Raw genomic sequence first — 16,987 nt, 5'->3', positions numbered from 1 at the left:
CGCACACAGGGGGGTCCCCGACCGGTGTTAACTCCTCGGCGTGACCATTCCTTCGAAAGGGGATGCGTGGCCGGCGCGCTGCCGGCCACCGTCGAAGATGACCAGAATTGCCGTACCATTGCTGATCGTCCTTTGCGTGCTCGTCGGCTTGTCCACGCACATGGTCGTCAATTGCGGCGACGAGGATGATCCCGACATCTGCTCGGCCGTGATCGGCTTCTCGCCGCTGCGCGGCTCGCTGATCGCCTTCGCCTATGCGGGACGTGGACGGATCGCGCTACGTCACGGCGACTTCAAGCGGGCGATCGCCGATTTCGATGAGGCCATCCACCTCAATCCCAACCGCGCTTCGCTTTATCGCTACCGGGCGCTGGCGCGCCGGCAGAACGGCGACCTCGAGCTTGCCATTGCGGATTACGACGAGGCGATCGCGCACGATCCCAAGCGCGCCGCACCTTATCACCAGCGTGGTCTCGCGCTCGCCGCAATGGGCGATCTCGACCGCGCCATCCTGAGCTACAGCACGGCGGTCCGCCTCGACCCCTCCGATGCGCAGGCCCGTCTCGACCGCGGCCTTGCGTTCCTCGCCCGCGGCCAGACCGACGACGCCCGCGCCGATTTCGAGGCCGCGCTGGCGCTGCCCGCCGGCAAGGACGGTCACGCGCGAGAGGCCGCGCGCGCCAAGCTCGCGGAACTCGACAGCGCCGAGCCGACACTGGTGGCCGCGCCGCGAAGATGAGCATCTGGCGCGGCGGCACCCTCTCACGTCTTTAGGACAGGTGGCTTGCCGCATAGCGACGAGATCGGTGAGAGATGCGGAAAGCGAGACTGTCGCGGCTGCCTGCTGCGCGTATGAACCAATTCAACAAGTATTGAGTTGGATCAATACCGGCAGGGTCCAGAGTGCATCCATGTCGTGCGCCCCTGGAGGAGCTTCCAATGTACAAATGGGCTTTGACGATTCTGACCGTGAGTATCGCCCTGACAGCGGGAGATGCCCGGGCCCAAAGATATGACCCCGCTTATCCCGTTTGCTTGAACGTCGTTTCTCGCGGAATGACCCCTTACTACCGATGCAGCTTCACGACGATGGACCAATGCAGGGCGTCGGCAAACGGCCAGATGTGCGTCCTCAATCCCTACTACGCCGGTCCTCCGGCGAGAGGAAACGCTCGGCGTCAGCATCGCCAGACCTACGTGCCACCGAGGCCGCCGATCCACTACCGGGCTGCACCCTACAATCAGTTCAATGAACCCTATTATGGAGCGTCCCAAGGTTACGCGCCTGGCGAGAAAGAGCGCTTTCTCCAAAGTGTGAGGCAATACATGTGAGGGATGTCGCTCGACTGTGTTGGCGCAGCGCATCCTAGGGCTGGGATCGTCGAGGTCGCGGCCGGCCCGATTGCGGCGGGCGCGCGGGAGCGTGTCGCAAACGCGCAACGCGGCGATCCGATCACGCCGGAGATGACAGGGTAGACAGGTCGTCGAGCCTCCAGATCGCCAACCCGCAGCGGCGATCAGGGAGGAGCAACGGCTACGTCTTCTTTTTCGCTTTGGCTTTCTTTGCGGCCTTCTTCGCCGGCTTCCCGTCCTTTGCCTTCTCCGCCTTCACCGTAACAGGCGTGTTGGCGGCCAGGCGCATCGACCGCGCGTAGCTGTCGGCGACGTTGTCGGCGGACATCTGCAGGCGCTTGGCGGCCGCATTGGCCTGCTCCATGGTGGCCTTGGCCATCATCTTGAAGCGCTCGCCGGTCTCCTTGCCCTTGGCCTTGGCCGCAAGGCTGTTGAAGCGATCCCGCCGCTCCTTGGCGCGGGTCATCAGGCCCGCATGCAGCTGTCTGGCCAGTTGCCGGATCACGACATCCAGGTCGGCGTCCGCCATGGTCTCTCATCCCCTTCGAAAACGGTATCGATGCGGGCGGGACTATGCAGATCGGACCCCGGCTTGGCAATTCCCGGCTGTGCGTCATCCGCAGCTTCCGGCGTGCGAAACAAAAAAGCCGCGCTGTTCGCGCGGCTCTTTGGCTTGGCTTGGCTTGGCGCCGTCCGCTCATTTCAGCGAGGCGACCGGGCCGTTCGAGGCCGCCGGCTCGGGGTCGAAGCCGAACACGCCGACGAGATATTTGTAATAGTCCGGCATCTTCTCCTTGAGCGCCTCGCGCGACTTTGGATCGTGGAATTCGCTCTTGCCGGCCAGGAAGATGCTGGCGGTCACCGCAAAGAATTCCATGGGATTCTTCATCGCATAGGATTCCTTGGGCAAGAGGTCCTTGGACTTGGCGAGGGCGTAATAGGTGATCACGCCCTTGTTGGCGTAGCCGTCCGGCAGCAGCCGCGCGTGGAAGGCGTGCAGCATCTCGTGCAGCAGCACGGCCTCCTTCTCGTAGCGCATCATGTCCGGCCGCAGCATGATCACGCCGAGGCCCGAATCGACCGCGAGGTCGACGGCATTGGGATTGGTCCAGCGCTGCTTGGCGGGGTCCCAGACCGTCAGGGTCCGGGGCGCGGTGCGCTGCATGTCCGGCGTGACCCGGCCGTAGCAGGCGGTGGCGGCGCCTTCGTCGAGGCAGGCGAGTTCGCTCGCGACGATCGGAACGGTGTGGAAAAAGCGCAGCACGCGCGGGGAGAGGCCGACGCCTTCGACGACGTCGATCTGGCTCTTCAGGTTCTCGGTGAGCTTGTCGACATCCTTGCGGTCGCGGTTCTCGGAGATGTCGAACATGTAGCCGCGGTAGCTCTGGAAGCCCGGCGGAAGCGGCTGCGCCGCGCCGGCATCGAGCGACCCGGCGATGGTTGGACTGGCGAATAGCGCGCCGACAATGGTCGCGGTCAGCAGCAACGCAATGCGCATGGTGAACCCCCTGATGTCACTTCGCCCGGCAGATTAGGCCGCCCTTGTTTGCGAAAAGTGAGTGCGGCGAGACTAAGGCACCGATGTTGAGGCGTGCTTAACCGTTGGTTGCAGATCGCGCGGGCGGATTAGGGTCGGGTTAACCAAGCGTGGATCGGCTGCGCGCTTCGGCGTAACATCCGCCCGGGCTCGAGGCCCTCACATCATAGCCGAAGGGGAGGATGCCATGTATGCCGCCATCCGTCAGGCCAAGGCGAAAAGCGGGAGCGCGGAAGAGCTGACGCGCCGCATCAAGGACGGCGCCGTTCCCATCATCAGCGACGTCGACGGTTTCCGCGCCTATTACGTCGTCTATGGCGGCGACGACACGGTCACCGCGATCTCGATCTTCGACAAGTTCGAGCAGGCCGAGGAAGCGAACAAGCGCGCCATCGCCTGGATCGAGAAGGATCTCGGCCCGCTGCTCGCCGGCGACGCCCGCGCCGTGGCGGGACCGGTGATCGTGCATACGCTGGCGTAGTTGGGCGGGTCGCTATCGCCACACATTCAACTGTCATCGCCCGCGGAGGCGGGCGATCCAGTACTCCGCGGCAGCAGTGATTGAGCCGATGGGCCGCGGCGTACTGGATGCCCCGCTTTCGCGGGGCATGACAGCGGTGGGTGTAGCGTGCTCCTTTTGCCAAACGCGCAGCCGCTCCCTCACAACTCCCTTGCATTCGAGAACGCAAAGCTCGACACCCTTCGCGTCGTCTCGTCCAGGATCAACGTGCGCGTGATCGGCGGCTCGGCGCGCTGGGCGCAGTTCTCGCGCTCGCAGAGGCGGCAGTTGACGCCGATCGGGGTGCCCTCGGCCTTCTCCAGGTCCATGCCGGTGGCGTAGGTCAGGCGGGCGGCGTGGCGGATCTCGCAGCCGAGGCCGATGGCAAAGCGCGGCTGCGGCAGCGGATGCGGCGCCACGGGGCGGCGCACCATCTGCGCGATCGAGAAATAGCGCGTGCCGTCGGGCAGCTCGATCACCTGCTTGAGCAGACGATCCGGCGTGTCGAAGGTCGAGTGCACGTTCCAGAGCGGACACGTGCCGCCGAATTTCGAGAACGGGAAGGTGCCGGAGGAGAAGCGCTTGGAGACGTTGCCGGCATTGTCGACGCGCAAGAGGAAGAACGGAATGCCGCGCGCATTCGGTCGCTGCAGCGTGGTGAGGCGGTGGCAGACCTGCTCGAAGCCGGAATTGAAGCGCTGTGCCAGCACGTGGATGTCGTAATTCAGCGCTTCGGCGGCCGCGAGGAACGCCGGGTAGGGCATCATCACTGCGGCCGCGAAGTAATTGCCGAGCGTGATCCGGAATAGCCGCCGCGGCGCATCGTCCAGCGGGCCGGCCCGGCCGATGATGGTCTCCAGCGCCTGCGCGCATTCTGCTAAGCCCAGCTGGAAGGCGAGCTGGAATGCGCGGCCGGGCGGATCGACCAGCTCCGAGATCAGCAGCTGGCGGCGGTGGCGGTCGAATCGGCGGAGCGTCTCACGCATCACGTCGACCGGCATGATGCGGGTCTGGATCGAGTGCTTCTCGCGCAAGCGCGCGATCAGCGCGGCATACAGCCCTTCGGCGGGCTCGTTCAGCTCGTCGCGCAGATTTTCCGCCGCCTGCTCCAGCTCCGGAAAATAGTTGCGATTGGCCTCGATCAGCTCGCGCACGCGCTCGACCGGATTGGCCTCATAGCGCGTGCCGACGTCGCGGTCGGCCATCTGCGCCGCGGCCAGCGTCTCGCCCTGGCGCGCCTCGGTATAGGCCGCGTAGAGCCGCTGCAGCGCATGGGTGACGCCCGGGCAGAGCTCGGCGAGGTCGCGCAGCTCCTGCTTGGGCACGTCGATCTGCCGGAACAGGGGATCGGAGAAGATCTCGTTCAGCTCGGCGAAGAAGCGGTCCTCGTCCGCGGTTGCGAGGTCGCGCAGGTCAAGGTCATAGGTCTCCGCGAGCCGCAGCAGGATCTGCGCCGTGACCGGGCGCTGGTTGCGCTCGATCAGGTTGACATAGCTAGGCGAGATCCCGAGCCCCTCGGCGATCTGGGTCTGCGACAGCCCCAATTGCTGCCGGATCCGCCGGAAGCGCGGGCCGACGAAGAGTTTCTTCCCGGAATCGGCGGGCATCACCAGCTCCCTTCTTCGCCTCTCCCCGCTTGCGGGGAGAGGCCGACACGCACCGAGCGATGCGAAGCATCGTTCGGGGCGTGGCGGGTGAGGAGGAGCTTCCGCAGGGGAGGTGAGAGTCGGACTCGCGGAGAGAGCCCCTCACCCCGACCCTCTCCCCGTAAGAACGGGGAGAGGGAGAAAACAGCGGATTCGACGGGCATGTCTCAGATCTCCAGACTCAATCAAGGTCAGAATCATTGACCTATTATTTTACAGATTTTACAAAGTGACATCTATTACACGTTCAGATGTTACATGACATCACCAATAAAAAACAAGCCATCTGTACGAACTTTTCCTTTTCGCGTTTAGCTCCTGACACGCATCTCGCAATGCATTGTCAAGAATGTCGATGGTTGCCCTCGCCGTCGTCAGCGAAAGGATCAGGCACATGAACTACCAGCCCCGCGGTATCAGCACCCTCCAGGGTCCGTCCTCGTATCAGGACGAGGTCAAGGCGGCTCAGGCGCTCCTCGAGACCCAGCCGACCTGGAACGGCGTGTCGGCCGAGGCCGTCGCGCGCATGCGCCTGCAGAACCGCTTCAAGACCGGCCTCGACATCGCCCGCTACACCGCGGCCGTGATGCGCGCCGACATGGCCGCCTATGACAAGGATCCCACCAAGTACACCCAGTCGCTGGGTTGCTGGCACGGCTTCATCGCCCAGCAGAAGCTGATCTCGGTCAAGAAGCATTTCGGCGGCAAGACCGACCGCACCTACCTCTATCTCTCCGGCTGGATGATCGCGGCGCTGCGCTCCGAATTCGGTCCGCTGCCCGACCAGTCCATGCACGAGAAGACCGCGGTGCCGGCGCTGATCGAGGAGCTCTACACCTTCCTGCGTCAGGCCGATTCGCGCGAGCTCAACGACATCTTCCGTCTGCTCGACAAGGCGCGCAAGGAAGGCGACAAGACCCGTGAGAAGGAGCTGATCGAGAAGATCGACAACTTCCAGACCCATGTCGTCCCCGTCATCGCCGACATCGATGCCGGCTTCGGCAACGCGGAGGCGACCTATCTGCTGGCCAAGAAGATGATCGAGGCGGGCGCCTGCGCGCTGCAGATCGAGAACCAGGTCTCCGACGAGAAGCAGTGCGGCCACCAGGACGGCAAGGTCACGGTGCCGCATGACGTCTTCCTGGCGAAGATCCGCGCCTGCCGCCACGCCTTCCTCGAGCTCGGCGTCGAAGACGGTATCGTCGTGACCCGCACCGACTCGCTCGGCGCCGGCCTGACGCAGCAGATCGCCGTCAGCCACAAGCCCGGCGACATCGGCGACCAGTACAACAGCTTCCTCGATTGCGAGGAAATCACCGCGGAGAACGCCAAGAACGGCGACGTCATCATCAACCGCAACGGCAAGCTGATGCGTCCGAAGCGGCTTCCCTCGAACCTCTACCAGTTCCGCCCCGGCACCGGTGCGGACCGCTGCGTTCTCGATTGCATCACCTCGCTGCAGAACGGCGCCGACCTGCTCTGGATCGAGACCGAGAAGCCGCATATCGAGCAGATCGCCAGCATGGTCGACCGCATCCGCAAGGTGGTGCCGAACGCCAAGCTCGCCTACAACAACTCGCCGTCGTTCAACTGGACCCTCAACTTCCGTTGGCAGGTCTACGACGCGATGAAGGAAGCGGGCCAGGACGTCAGCAAGTACAATCGTGCCGAGCTGATGAAGGCGGAGTACGACGACACGCCGCTGGCAAAGGAAGCCGACGAGCGCATCCGTACCTTCCAGGCGGATTCGGCCAAGCGCGCCGGCATCTTCCACCACCTGATCACGCTGCCGACCTATCACACGGCCGCGCTCTCGACTGACAATCTCGCCCGCGAGTATTTCGGCGAGCAGGGCATGCTGGGCTACGTCAAGAACGTCCAGCGCGCCGAGATCCGTCAGGGCATCGCCTGCGTGAAGCACCAGAACATGGCCGGCTCCGACATCGGCGACGACCACAAGGAGTACTTCGCGGGCGAAGCTGCGCTGAAGGCGGGCGGCGTCCACAACACGATGAACCAGTTCGGCTAACGGCGGATCGGACCGGTCTGGAAGCCAGGTTGGAGTCCAGGCCGGTCACGCACCTCAACAGGAGACTGACAATGACCAAAGGCAGCAATTTCTGGGTGATCGGCGGCGAGTTCGGTTCGATGAACTTCCACAAGCTCGTGGAAGGCTCGGCCCAGGTCAAAGGTCCGTTCAAGACCCGCAAGGAAGCCGAAGAGTGCTGGAAGGAAGTCTCGGAAGAAAGCCGTCACAAGGCCGGCGTCCGCTTCTCGATCGTGGAAGAGCCCTCGCGGGTCTCGGCCTGATCGCCCCGACTTAAGAAGACGTCCAAGGACGGATGGTCCCATCCAGGCCCTGCCTGGGTGGGATCGTCTGTTTTTGGCACAGGTGAAACGGCTGTGGGCGCCGTAAGTCTCTGGAATTGTGGGCCTTTGCGGAGGGTTTGGTTGCTGATAGGTTAATGGGGATAAGTCGAGGACGAGGCCGACAATGTCAGAGCCCGAGACCAGCGGGACCGATCCCGGCCAGCCGCGCCCGGTGCGACTGCGCGATGCGCTGCTGCGCGCGCGGATCGAGGCGGCCGACCGCACCGGCGTCGTCGTCGATTTGCGCGACGCCGAGGTGGCGCGGCTCGAGATCCTCAACGACGCGCTCGATCCCCTGTTCGCGCAGGTGCCCGATCAGATCGATCTGTTCGACCGCGGCATCAGCCAGGGCGATACGCCGCGGCTGTGGATCGACGTCGTCGCCCACATCGTGATGGGGCGCGACAAGCGGATGTACCGCTTCGTCCAGGACACCCGCTTCGGCCGCATCGTGCTCGCCGAATCGCACGACACCGCCGTGATCGTCGAGGCCGTCACCGACTATGTCGCGCGCCGCATGGTCGAGCGCGAGCGTGCGATGGTGGTCCAGCCCGAACCGCAAGCACCGACCGCCGCGCCGCCGCCGCGCCGTTCGCGCGTCTGGCCGTTCGTGTTCGGCTTCGTGCTGGGCGCGGCCGCGCTGTTCGGGCTTGCAGTGCTGGCGGTCTTGCGGAACTGGTGAGGCTCTCTCCGCCGTCATTGCGAGGAGCCCTTGCGACGAAGCAATCCAGACTGCCTCCGCGGAGATTCCTGGATTGCTTCGCTGCGCTCGCAATGACGGCCGGGGACTAGATCAACCGCACATGCTTGATCTGTCCGATCTGAAATCCAGCCCCGAGGCTTCGCACCGTCTGCTCGCAGCGCCAGCCGGCATTGTCCTTCTCGATGGTGAACAGATTATACGCCGCCGCTGGATAACGTCCGTGCGCCAGCGCGGAGGCCGACGGCACGCCGAGCGCGGGAATGTTGCCGTTTGGACCCTCGAACCACATCGTCGAATGAATGTGGTCGTGCCCGTGCAGGACCAGCTCGACGCCGTGGCGCTTCAACAGTCCCAGCAATTCCGGCGCGTCCGTCATCCGCTTCGCCCGCGCGCTGGACTTCAGCGGATGATGCACCAGCAGCACGCGGAAGACGTCTTCCGCCGCGAGCCGCTCGAGCACCTCCGCAAGCGCGGCGAGCTGATCGCGCCCGAGCGTGCCGGTCGCCATCAGCGGCAGGGTCGGCACCGCCGTGGACAGGCTGATCAGGGCCAGCGGCCCGCGCCGGCGCACCGCTGGGAAGGCTGCACCGCCAGGTGTGTCCGCGGCGATGTAGTGCAGGAACGTCTCGTCGAAGCGATGACGCGTCGCGCTGACATAGGCGTCGTGATTGCCGGGGATCGCGGTCACGCGGTCGGGCGGGCCGACGCTTTCGAGCCAGGCCAGCGCCGGTGCGAACTCCGCCTCCAGCGCCAGGTTGACGAGATCGCCCGTCACTGCGATGTGGTCGGGCGCCTGCGCCTTCATGTCGGCGACGAGCGCGTCGAGCACCTCGCGGCGCTGGTACTTGTGGCGGTTGCGCGTCCAGTTGACATAGCCGAGCGCGCGCTTGCCCGCGAGCTCGATCAGCCGCGGCTTCGGCAAAGGCGCCAGATGCGGATCGGACAGGTGGGCGAGCGTGAAGGGAGCCAGCGTGAAGGGAGTCATGGCGCGCGAATGCCTCGCTATTGCTCCGCTGTAATGGCAAGGTCGCGCGCGCCGCGCAAGCAGGGCCTGAAACGGGGGGCGTCGAGGAGCCTGATGGGAGAACGTCTGAACCGAGCCCGACGGAAAGCCGAGCCGCTGCTGCGGCGGTTCTTCCACGTCTATTTCCTGCTCGTCCGCGGCATGACGCTCGGCGTCCGCGCCGTGGTGCTGGATGCCGACAATCGCGTCTTCCTGGTCAGGCATAGCTACGTCAGCGGCTGGTATTTGCCTGGCGGCGGCGTCGACTTCGGCGAGACCATGGAAGAGGCGTTGCGACGCGAGCTCAAGGAGGAGGGCGACATCGATCTGACCGGCGAGGCGATCCTGCACGGCGTCTTCCTCAACAGCCACGTCTCCCGCCGCGACCACGTCGCGGTCTACGTGGTCAGGCAGTTCAGGCAGGACCGCGTCCCTGAGCCCAACCGCGAGATCGTCGAATGCGGGTTCTTCGACAATGCCGCATTGCCCGAGGGCACCACGCCCGGCACGCGGCTGCGGATCGCCGAAGTGCTCGATGGCAGGCCCGTGATTGCGACGTGGCGCTGAGGGCGGCTTGTGCTAGTAACCCGCTCGACGCGCACGGTAGGCCACGCCGCTCGGGCGCGAGCCGACAAGCCTCGGAGTGCTGCCCTGATGACCACAACGCAACTTCGTATCGCGGTGCTGGTGCCCTGCTACAACGAGGAGGCCGCGGTCGCGACCGTCGTTGCCGATTTCCGCAAGGCGCTGCCCGCGGCGGAGATCTACGTCTACGACAACAATTCGCGCGACCGGACCGCCGCGGTCGCGCGCGAAGCCGGCGCGATCGTGCGCAGCGAGCGGCGGCAGGGCAAAGGTCACGTCGTACGCCGCATGTTCGCGGACGTCGAGGCCGACGTCTATGTGCTGGTCGACGGTGATGCCACCTACGATGCGCCGAGCGCACCGATGATGATCGACAAGCTGCTCGACGAGCATCTCGACATGGTGGTCGGGCTTCGCGTCGATCAGGTCCAGGCCGCCTACCGGCTCGGCCACCGCACCGGCAATCGCATGCTGACCGGCTTCCTGTCCGATACCTTCGGTCACGCTTTCAAGGACATCCTGTCCGGCTACCGGGTGTTCTCGCGCCGCTTCGTCAAGTCCTTTCCCGTCCTCTCCGACGGTTTCGAGATCGAGACCGAGCTTGCGGTCTATGCGCTGGAATTGTCGCTGCCGGTCGCCGAGGTCGAGACGCCCTACTATGCGCGCCCCGAAGGCTCGTTCTCCAAGCTCAACACCTGGCGCGACGGCTTTCGCATCCTCGGCACCATGCTGAAGCTCTATCGCAGCGAGCGGCCGTTGCGCTTCTTCACGGTGATCGGAATCCTGCTGGCGCTGGCGTCGATCATCTTCGCGATTCCGATCGTGATCACCTTCATCGAAACCGGCCTCGTGCCGCGCCTGCCCACCGCGGTGCTGTCGATGGGCCTGATGATCATGGCCCTGCTGTCGGTGTCATCAGGGCTCGTGCTCGATACGGTGACGCGAGGGCGGCGGGAGATGAAGATGCTGGCCTATCTGTCCCAGCCGGCGTCGAAACGGGACGCAGGTTGAGCCAGGCCTGCAGTTCGCCCGCCGGGAGGTGAAACGGGGCACCGCCGCCGCCCATGGACCTTCGCAGGCGCAAGTGCTACTCCGCGAATTGACATGAACGATCTCTCACTGACCATTCTTCCCGAAGCCGCCGGCGACGCTCAGGCGATCGAGCGGCTGCACGAACGCACCTTCGGCCCCGGCCGCTTCGTGCTGAGCGCCTACCGGATCCGCGAGCACGTCGACCATCTGCTCGAACTGTCCTTCACGGCCCGTATCGGCACGCTCCTGGTCGGCTCCGTCAGGCAATTGCCGATCCTGATCGGCGAAACGCCCGCGCTGCTGCTCGGGCCGCTCACCGTCGAGCCGCCGTTCCGCGACCGCGGCATCGGCCGTCAGTTGATGGAGCGCGCGCTGAAGGACGCCAGGGAAAAAGGCCACCGCCTCGTGCTGCTGGTCGGCGACGAGCCCTATTACGGCCGCGTCGGCTTCAAGCAGGTGCCGAAGGGCCGCGTCACCATGCCGGGTCCCGTCGATGCCGCGCGCATCCTGGTGTTCGAGCTCGTCGACGGCGCCTTCGAGGGCGTGTCGGGCGCGGTCGGCCCCGACTGGAGCAAGGCGCGGACATAGGAGCGGCGCGCGTCGTTGGAAACGCCGTAGCCCGGATGGAGCGCAGCGCAATCCGGGAAGGTCCTGCCGCAACGAGAGAACCCCGGATTACGCTACGCTCCATCCGGGCTACGACACTGCTCGTAGCTCATCCGGCTAAGAGACCGTCGAGAAGACGCGCGGCTGCGCGCGTCATACTCCGTCATTGCGAGCGCAGCGAAGCAATCCAGAATCTTTCCGCGGAGGCGGTCTGGATTGCTTCGTCGCAAGAGCTCCTCGCAATGACGGCGTGTGTCGTTACCTAGAACTTGAAGTTCGCGAACGCCCTGACGCCGATGCCGGGCAACAGCACCTGGTCCTTGTTGAAGGAGACGGCGTTGCGGATGTTTTCGTTCAGCAGGTTGTTGCCGACTAGCCCAACATGCATCTCGCGCGCGCCGAACCAACGTTGATCGAGCTGCGTTTTGTAGCTGACCTCGGCCCTTAGCAGGTTGTAGCCGGGCGTCGGCGTCTCCGCGATCGGTGCGATGTCGTTTTGCGCGAACGCGTGCAGCAGGTTGATCCGCGCAAACCAGTTGGCGTCGCGATAGTACACACCACCGCCCAGCCGCTGGGGCGGAATGCGTGGCACGTTGGTGCCGTCATCGAAGGTCGCACGCACGATGTCGTATTGACCTTCGATGCCCCAGATCCCGTTCCAGACCGGCATCACGTCGTACTGGAACTGGAATTCGCCGCCACGAAATGTCGCGTCGCGCTGCGAATAGACCGCCTGATTCAGTTCGAGGCCGGCGCCAAGCTGGCAAACGCCGTCCTCACACGTGTTGCCGGTCAGGCGCCGGTAGATAAAGCCGTTGAACTTGGTGTAGTAGCCGGTGATTTCGAAGCGAAGCGGCCCGACCGCCCGTCGCAGTCCCGCCTCGACCGACTTGGCGGTCTCGATGCCGAGATTGGGATTGCCGATGTCGAAAGTGGTGGTGGCATCGTGGCCGCCGCGCGAGAACAATTCCGCCGGTTTCGGCGCGCGTTCGACATATTGGCCGGTGATGCTGGCGACCAGATCCCAGGGAAGGCTGTGGATCAGGCCGATGCTCCCGCTCACCGGCGCGAAGTTGCGGTTGACCGCTGTTGCGGGGCCGATCGCGGCCGGATCGACGGCGAGGTCGAACACATCGGGGACGAAGGCTGGCGCCGTGCCGCTCAACCTTGCGCTCTCGACGCGCCCGGCGATCTGAGCCTTGGTGGCTTCGCTGAACTTGAACTCGTTGAAGATGTACCCGGCGACCTTTGTGTTCTTGTTCGGATCGAACAGTCCGTTGACCGGACTGCCTGGATCGTCCGGACTCGGCGCAGTCAGCTTCTGGTGCGACGCCTGAACACCCACAGCGGTGGTCAGCGCGGCAAAGCGGACGTCGAATGGCGCAAGCTGCACCTCGACGCGGCCTTCCTGTTCCTTGTTGGTGAAGGTCTGTCTCACGCCGAGGGAGCCGAGGTCGGCAGAGTCGGCGAGCCCGACCTCATCGTGCTTATAGTCGGTGGCGCTGGCCCAGAACCGGATCGCATCGATCGCCGCCGCGTCCGGCCGATACTCGCCTTTTGTCGTGAATTTTGTTTGTCGTCCGTCGATCCGCGTCAGGAACTCGCTGCCCTCGATACCGGGAATGTGATAGAGCGCGTTGTGCTGCGTGATTGCCGCGCCGACGTAGCCGCCGTCGAAGATGTAGGAGCCGCCGACAGATCCGCCGTAGGCCTGCGATGCCGAATTCGGCTGACGGCCGTTGAACGGCAGCGTCGGGTCGGTCAAGAACGGGTAGCTCGGGATGTTGTAGTCGCCGGCCTTGCGGCCAAAGGCATCGGCGTGGAAGGCAAAGTTGCCGCCGCCGGCGTCGAGCAGCACGGCACCTTCGGTCCCGCGATCGACCGACGTCACGGCCGTCCGTGTTTCCGCGGTGATGCAGCCCGGCGATCCCACGTTTGCCAGCGGCGCCTTGGTCGGGAGTCCGTAAGTCGGGAAGGGCGCCGTGCAGGACGGCAAAGCATCCGGAATTCGATTGTTGGTTGCGCTGACCACGCCGCCGATCGCGGTGGAGCCGTAGCGCAGCGTCGCCGGTCCGCGGATGACCTCGACCTGGTTGGCTGCCAGCGGATCGATCGGCACGAAGTGATCCTCGCCGAGGTCGGACGCGCCGTTGCTGCCCGTTCCGTTCTCGACAATGCCGACACGGTTGGTGTCGAGGCCGCGAATGATCGGGCGGCTCGATGCACCGGGTGCGTATTCAGAGCCGGTGATGCCGGGCTTCGAGAACAGGAGATCGCCGAGCGTGCCGCCGCCGTTGCGCCGAATCTCCTCGTTCGGCACGACCGTGACGGTCGCGAACTGATCGGTCACAACAGGCAGCACGCCTTGCTGAGGCGCGGCGGGCACCGGGGCTGCCGGCGCCGCTTCAACTGCCTGCTCGCGGCTGCGCACCCGCGCGGTTCGCGTGCCGCGGCCTGCGTTGCGGGTCGGCACCACTGCTCTGCGTACGATCGGGCTCGGCGCCGTTACGGTGATGGCGGGGAGCTCAGTCGACGATTTATCTTGTGCCGGCTGTTGTGCCGGTCGTTGTGCCGAGTCCTGGGCGAACGCGGATGTAGCGGCGGCGCCGAGCAGGAGCAGGCTTGCTCCGCCAAGGCGCTGCGCGCGTCGCAATTGAAATGACATGGTCCTGATTCCACTCAGGCGCCGTCCGGATGATGCTCTGCTGACCGGAGGCGGCCTGCCGTCGCGACGCGACGGAATTCGACTTCAACTTCTCCCAGATACTTGCCGATGGGCGGCGAGGCTGGGCGTGATCAAGCGTTGGAGTCAGGACGCAGGAGGGGCGCGCGGCTGGAACGCCGTGCCGGCCGATGTCAGATGAGCGAACTCGGCGTCGAGGCTGCGCCGGAGCAGCTCGATCGCCTGCGGGAGCAGCAGCACGGGCGGCGTCGCCGACACGATCGTGCCCGCCATCGCAATGATGGCGCAGATGGCGCAACCCTCGTCGCGCGAATGCTCGCGGTCGGGACTTGAGGGCGATTGCTTCTCGACGGCGGCGCTGTCGGTGGTTGCAACGTCCTTGGCGCCGCCTTCTGTGTGCTGGGCCGAGGATTGAGCAAGCGGCGCGGCCTGCGCGAACCAATGGCTGTGGCCGAACGTCAGCGCGAGCTGCACCAGCATCGCGAACAATGCGAGCCGGGCGCCGTGCCTGATCTTCGACCGGAACCACTTCATCTGGAAAACGCCACCCCCACACCGAGGCGTCAATCCCAGGACGCCGCGATGTTATAGTATAACATCGCCCGACGGTCCGTGCATGTCAACGGCAGGGCGAGCTGCCTGTGCACGCAGCCGCCCGATGTGTCCTTCGGGCAACGGGCGTGGGATGAATGGTGCTCGCCAAGCATTCGAAACACCTCTCCCGAAGGGAGAGGTCGGATCGCATCGGAGATGCGAGCCGGGTGGGGCTTACGGTCTCACGATGCGCTGCGGCCCCTCACCCGGATTGCTTTGGCGCGCAATGCGCGCCGTAGCAATCCGACCTCTCCCCGTCGGGGAGAGGTGAGCCATGGACAGTCGGCAGAATTTCATCGCGCCTCAGGAGCTCACCGCCCCTCGCGCACCCAGGTCGCCGCGAATGCGCCGAGGAGCAGCAGCAGGCCGATCACGCCGGCGAAGATCGGCAGCACGCCGACGCCCTTGACGACGCTGGCGTCGCGCATCCGCACGCCCATCCAGCCATCGCCGTGGAACATGCCGACCGAGCGCACCGGCAGGATGCGCGGCAGCTCGACGCTCGAGCCAGAGGCCACGCGCACGGCATCGCCGCCTGTCGCCTGTGTCAGCGGCTTCAACGTATCGACCGTGGAGGTGACTTCCGAAAATTCCTTCGGATTGGTCGGGCCGACATTGATCAGCGCTTTCAGCGTGCCGTCGGTGGCCTGCCACAGGCCGAGCTCGCTCGCCGGCAGGCTGGCGCGCCACTCGCCGGGATCGCCGGCGCTCAGCGTCAGATCCTGCGATACACCCGATGGCGAGGTCACGCTGACGGGCTGGACGCTGTCCGCCATGGTCTGACGCACCACGACGAGGTCCTTGCCCTGCACCTGGAGGCGCAACGCCTCCTCGTCGAGATCAGGCTGCTTCATCAGCCAGTGCGACATCCGCCGCAGCAGGTCGAGATGCGGACCGCCGCCCTCATAGCCGCGCGCCCACAGCCAGATGTGGTCAGACAGCAGGAGCGCGACGCGGCCCTCGCCGAAGCGAGACAGGAACAGCAGCGGCTTGCCGTCGACGCCGGTCATGACGGGCGGGTTGACCGCATTGCGGGTATCGACGGTGCGGAAGAACCGGCTCCAGCGCGGCGGCTCGCTGGCGGAGCCCTCCAGCCCGCGCGTGACGGGATGGCGTTTGCCGAGGTCGGACAGATGCGCATAGAACGGCTTCTCGGTGACGCCGACCGGTTCGGCCGGCAGCACCGAATCGAGCGGCGTGCGCCAGATGCTGCTGTTGGAGGCATAGTCGGGGCCGGCCGAGACCAGCACGGCGCCGCCTGCGCGCACGTAACGCGCCATGTTCTCGAAATAGGGGATCGGCAGCACGCCCTGGCGGGCATAGCGATCGAAGATGATCAGCTGGAATTCGTTGATCTTCTGCTGGAACAGCTCGCGGGTCGGAAACGCGATCAGCGACAATTCGTTGATCGGCGTGCCGTCCTGCTTCTCCGGCGGGCGCAGAATGGTGAAATGCACGAGGTCGACGCTGGCATCGGACTTGAGCAGATTGCGCCAGGTGCGCTCGCCCGAATGGGGCTCGCCCGAGACCAGCAGCACCCGCAGCTTGTCGCGCACGCCGTCAATGGCGACGACGGCGCGGTTGTTCACCGGCGTCAATTCGCGCTCGAGCGGCGAGGCCTCGATCTCGACGATGTTCGGCCCGGCATGCTTGATGTCGACGTCGACGCTCGCGGCCTGGCCGCTGGAGAGCGTGCGCTCGTTGATGACCTCGCCGTCGCGGCGGACCGTGACCCTGGCGCGCTCGCCGGTGACACCCTGGTCGTCGAGGCGGTAGGAGATGGTCTGGCTCTGCCCGACGATACCGAAGCGCGGCGCGGCGGTGATCGCGATGCGGCGGTCGCGCTCGTCCTTCTGGCCCGTAACCAGCGCGTGCACCGGCGCCTGGAAGCCGAGCGCGGCGGCGTTCGCGGGAATGTCGTGGACGCGGCCGTCGGTGATCAGGAACGCGCCGGCGACGCGGTCGACCGGGACGTCCGCCAAGGCCGAGGCCAGTGCGCCGAACAGCTTGGTGCCGTCGGTCTCGCCGTCGGCCTGTCCGGCTTCGACGACACGGACCTCGAGGCCCTTGATCTTCTTCAGGCTGTCGACCAGCGCCTCCTGCGCTTGCGCAGCTTCGCGATTGCGGTTGCCGAAGTTCTGGCTCGGGCTCTTGTCGACGACAACAGCGGCGACCGAGGTGAGGGGATCGCGGTCCTCGCGGGTGAAGGAGGGATTGGAAAGCGCCAGCAGGAACAGCGCCAGCGCGGCCACCCGCACCGCGGCGCCGCGCGCGCGCGCCAGCAGCAGCACGAGCGCGACAATGACGATCGCGGCGAGCGCGAGCCACAGCACGATGGTAGGAACAAGCGGTGTGAACGCGATGCCGTAGTTCATG

At 65.5% G+C, this 16,987-nt stretch carries 16 protein-coding genes; 9 read left to right on the top strand and 7 right to left on the bottom strand.

Features of this window, described 5'->3' with window-relative positions:
- The first annotated feature begins 97 nt into the window (after positions 1-97).
- Together ABIA40_RS23590 and ABIA40_RS23585 are read left to right on the top strand one after the other, a co-directional pair.
- Complete coding sequence (locus ABIA40_RS23590; RefSeq protein ID WP_157286405.1) at positions 98-739, top strand: tetratricopeptide repeat protein; 642 nt, start codon at positions 98-100, stop codon at positions 737-739.
- A gap of 200 nt (positions 740-939) precedes the next feature.
- Positions 940-1,332 carry a DUF3551 domain-containing protein gene (locus tag ABIA40_RS23585; RefSeq protein ID WP_343212577.1) on the top strand — a complete coding sequence of 131 codons (393 nt, stop codon included), beginning with the start codon at positions 940-942 and terminating at the stop codon, positions 1,330-1,332.
- Positions 1,333-1,534: 202 nt separating this feature from the next.
- Here ABIA40_RS23585 and ABIA40_RS23580 read toward each other — a convergent pair whose 3' ends face one another.
- Both ABIA40_RS23580 and ABIA40_RS23575 read right to left on the bottom strand, forming a co-directional pair.
- Positions 1,535-1,882, bottom strand: a complete 348-nt coding sequence (locus tag ABIA40_RS23580; RefSeq protein ID WP_404543422.1) for a hypothetical protein — start codon at positions 1,880-1,882, stop codon at positions 1,535-1,537.
- 168 nt (positions 1,883-2,050) lie between these two features.
- Positions 2,051-2,851 (bottom strand): hypothetical protein, encoded by an 801-nt coding sequence (locus ABIA40_RS23575; RefSeq protein WP_036024809.1) that lies wholly within the window; start codon positions 2,849-2,851, stop codon positions 2,051-2,053.
- 226 nt (positions 2,852-3,077) lie between these two features.
- Between ABIA40_RS23575 and ABIA40_RS23570 the strand changes: the two genes are divergently transcribed.
- Positions 3,078-3,371: a hypothetical protein gene (locus ABIA40_RS23570; RefSeq protein ID WP_036013813.1), complete on the top strand. Its 294-nt coding sequence runs from the start codon at positions 3,078-3,080 to the stop codon at positions 3,369-3,371.
- Positions 3,372-3,550: 179 nt separating this feature from the next.
- Here the strand turns inward: ABIA40_RS23570 and ABIA40_RS23565 are convergent, their stop codons facing one another.
- Positions 3,551-4,996, bottom strand: coding sequence for a short-chain fatty acyl-CoA regulator family protein (locus ABIA40_RS23565; protein ID WP_157286402.1), 1,446 nt, complete (start codon positions 4,994-4,996; stop codon positions 3,551-3,553).
- A gap of 433 nt (positions 4,997-5,429) precedes the next feature.
- Here ABIA40_RS23565 and ABIA40_RS23560 point away from each other — a divergent pair, with 433 nt between their 5' ends.
- The 3 genes from ABIA40_RS23560 (at position 5,430) to ABIA40_RS23550 (ending at position 8,087) form a co-directional block, all read left to right on the top strand.
- A complete protein-coding gene (locus ABIA40_RS23560) occupies positions 5,430-7,064 on the top strand; it encodes an isocitrate lyase (RefSeq protein ID WP_036013803.1) in 1,635 nt (544 codons plus the stop codon).
- A gap of 71 nt (positions 7,065-7,135) precedes the next feature.
- On the top strand, positions 7,136-7,345 hold the full coding sequence (locus ABIA40_RS23555; RefSeq protein WP_036013800.1) for a hypothetical protein: 210 nt from the start codon (positions 7,136-7,138) through the stop codon (positions 7,343-7,345).
- A 184-nt stretch (positions 7,346-7,529) separates the two neighbouring features.
- Complete coding sequence (locus ABIA40_RS23550) at positions 7,530-8,087, top strand: hypothetical protein (RefSeq protein ID WP_157286400.1); 558 nt, start codon at positions 7,530-7,532, stop codon at positions 8,085-8,087.
- 106 nt (positions 8,088-8,193) lie between these two features.
- Here the strand turns inward: ABIA40_RS23550 and ABIA40_RS23545 are convergent, their stop codons facing one another.
- On the bottom strand, positions 8,194-9,078 hold the full coding sequence (locus tag ABIA40_RS23545; protein WP_404546329.1) for a metallophosphoesterase family protein: 885 nt from the start codon (positions 9,076-9,078) through the stop codon (positions 8,194-8,196).
- Between the two features lie 108 nt (positions 9,079-9,186).
- On the opposite strand from ABIA40_RS23545, the gene ABIA40_RS23540 reads away from it, so the two are divergent.
- The 3 genes from ABIA40_RS23540 (at position 9,187) to ABIA40_RS23530 (ending at position 11,316) form a co-directional block, all read left to right on the top strand.
- Complete coding sequence (locus ABIA40_RS23540) at positions 9,187-9,678, top strand: NUDIX domain-containing protein (RefSeq protein WP_036037090.1); 492 nt, start codon at positions 9,187-9,189, stop codon at positions 9,676-9,678.
- An 87-nt stretch (positions 9,679-9,765) separates the two neighbouring features.
- Positions 9,766-10,707, top strand: a complete 942-nt coding sequence (locus ABIA40_RS23535; protein WP_275508356.1) for a glycosyltransferase family 2 protein — start codon at positions 9,766-9,768, stop codon at positions 10,705-10,707.
- A 93-nt stretch (positions 10,708-10,800) separates the two neighbouring features.
- Entirely contained in the window at positions 10,801-11,316 is a 516-nt protein-coding gene (locus ABIA40_RS23530; RefSeq protein ID WP_157286398.1) for a GNAT family N-acetyltransferase, read from the top strand.
- A 280-nt stretch (positions 11,317-11,596) separates the two neighbouring features.
- On the opposite strand, the gene ABIA40_RS23525 is transcribed toward ABIA40_RS23530, so the two are convergent.
- The 3 genes from ABIA40_RS23525 to ABIA40_RS23515 form a co-directional block, all read right to left on the bottom strand.
- The gene (locus ABIA40_RS23525; protein WP_404543418.1) at positions 11,597-13,999 is read right to left on the bottom strand and encodes a TonB-dependent receptor; all 2,403 of its coding nucleotides are present in this window, start codon (positions 13,997-13,999) and stop codon (positions 11,597-11,599) included.
- Positions 14,000-14,143: 144 nt separating this feature from the next.
- Positions 14,144-14,551, bottom strand: coding sequence for a DUF2946 domain-containing protein (locus ABIA40_RS23520; protein ID WP_275497535.1), 408 nt, complete (start codon positions 14,549-14,551; stop codon positions 14,144-14,146).
- Between the two features lie 371 nt (positions 14,552-14,922).
- Positions 14,923-16,986 (bottom strand): hypothetical protein, encoded by a 2,064-nt coding sequence (locus ABIA40_RS23515; protein ID WP_157286395.1) that lies wholly within the window; start codon positions 16,984-16,986, stop codon positions 14,923-14,925.
- Position 16,987: the final 1 nt, after the last annotated feature.

Source organism: Bradyrhizobium sp. USDA 223, from assembly GCF_044909005.1.
Taxonomy (GTDB): domain Bacteria; phylum Pseudomonadota; class Alphaproteobacteria; order Rhizobiales; family Xanthobacteraceae; genus Bradyrhizobium; species Bradyrhizobium yuanmingense.
The sequence above is the reverse complement of the archived record's forward strand: the minus strand, read 5'-3'. Positions and strand labels throughout refer to the sequence as shown.

What these genes read in the sequence shown, in the direction of transcription:
- ABIA40_RS23570 (WP_036013813.1), top strand. Translation starts at nt 3,078, where the DNA reads ATGTATGCCGCCATCCGTCAGGCCAAGGCGAAAAGCGGGAGCGCGGAA.
- ABIA40_RS23520 (WP_275497535.1), bottom strand. Translation starts at nt 14,551, where the DNA reads ATGAAGTGGTTCCGGTCGAAGATCAGGCACGGCGCCCGGCTCGCATTG.
- ABIA40_RS23515 (WP_157286395.1), bottom strand. Translation starts at nt 16,986, where the DNA reads ATGAACTACGGCATCGCGTTCACACCGCTTGTTCCTACCATCGTGCTG.
- ABIA40_RS23560 (WP_036013803.1), top strand. Translation starts at nt 5,430, where the DNA reads ATGAACTACCAGCCCCGCGGTATCAGCACCCTCCAGGGTCCGTCCTCG.
- ABIA40_RS23585 (WP_343212577.1), top strand. Translation starts at nt 940, where the DNA reads ATGTACAAATGGGCTTTGACGATTCTGACCGTGAGTATCGCCCTGACA.
- ABIA40_RS23550 (WP_157286400.1), top strand. Translation starts at nt 7,530, where the DNA reads ATGTCAGAGCCCGAGACCAGCGGGACCGATCCCGGCCAGCCGCGCCCG.
- ABIA40_RS23590 (WP_157286405.1), top strand. Translation starts at nt 98, where the DNA reads ATGACCAGAATTGCCGTACCATTGCTGATCGTCCTTTGCGTGCTCGTC.
- ABIA40_RS23565 (WP_157286402.1), bottom strand. Translation starts at nt 4,996, where the DNA reads ATGCCCGCCGATTCCGGGAAGAAACTCTTCGTCGGCCCGCGCTTCCGG.
- ABIA40_RS23530 (WP_157286398.1), top strand. Translation starts at nt 10,801, where the DNA reads ATGAACGATCTCTCACTGACCATTCTTCCCGAAGCCGCCGGCGACGCT.
- ABIA40_RS23525 (WP_404543418.1), bottom strand. Translation starts at nt 13,999, where the DNA reads ATGTCATTTCAATTGCGACGCGCGCAGCGCCTTGGCGGAGCAAGCCTG.
- ABIA40_RS23580 (WP_404543422.1), bottom strand. Translation starts at nt 1,882, where the DNA reads ATGGCGGACGCCGACCTGGATGTCGTGATCCGGCAACTGGCCAGACAG.
- ABIA40_RS23535 (WP_275508356.1), top strand. Translation starts at nt 9,766, where the DNA reads ATGACCACAACGCAACTTCGTATCGCGGTGCTGGTGCCCTGCTACAAC.
- ABIA40_RS23540 (WP_036037090.1), top strand. Translation starts at nt 9,187, where the DNA reads ATGGGAGAACGTCTGAACCGAGCCCGACGGAAAGCCGAGCCGCTGCTG.
- ABIA40_RS23555 (WP_036013800.1), top strand. Translation starts at nt 7,136, where the DNA reads ATGACCAAAGGCAGCAATTTCTGGGTGATCGGCGGCGAGTTCGGTTCG.
- ABIA40_RS23575 (WP_036024809.1), bottom strand. Translation starts at nt 2,851, where the DNA reads ATGCGCATTGCGTTGCTGCTGACCGCGACCATTGTCGGCGCGCTATTC.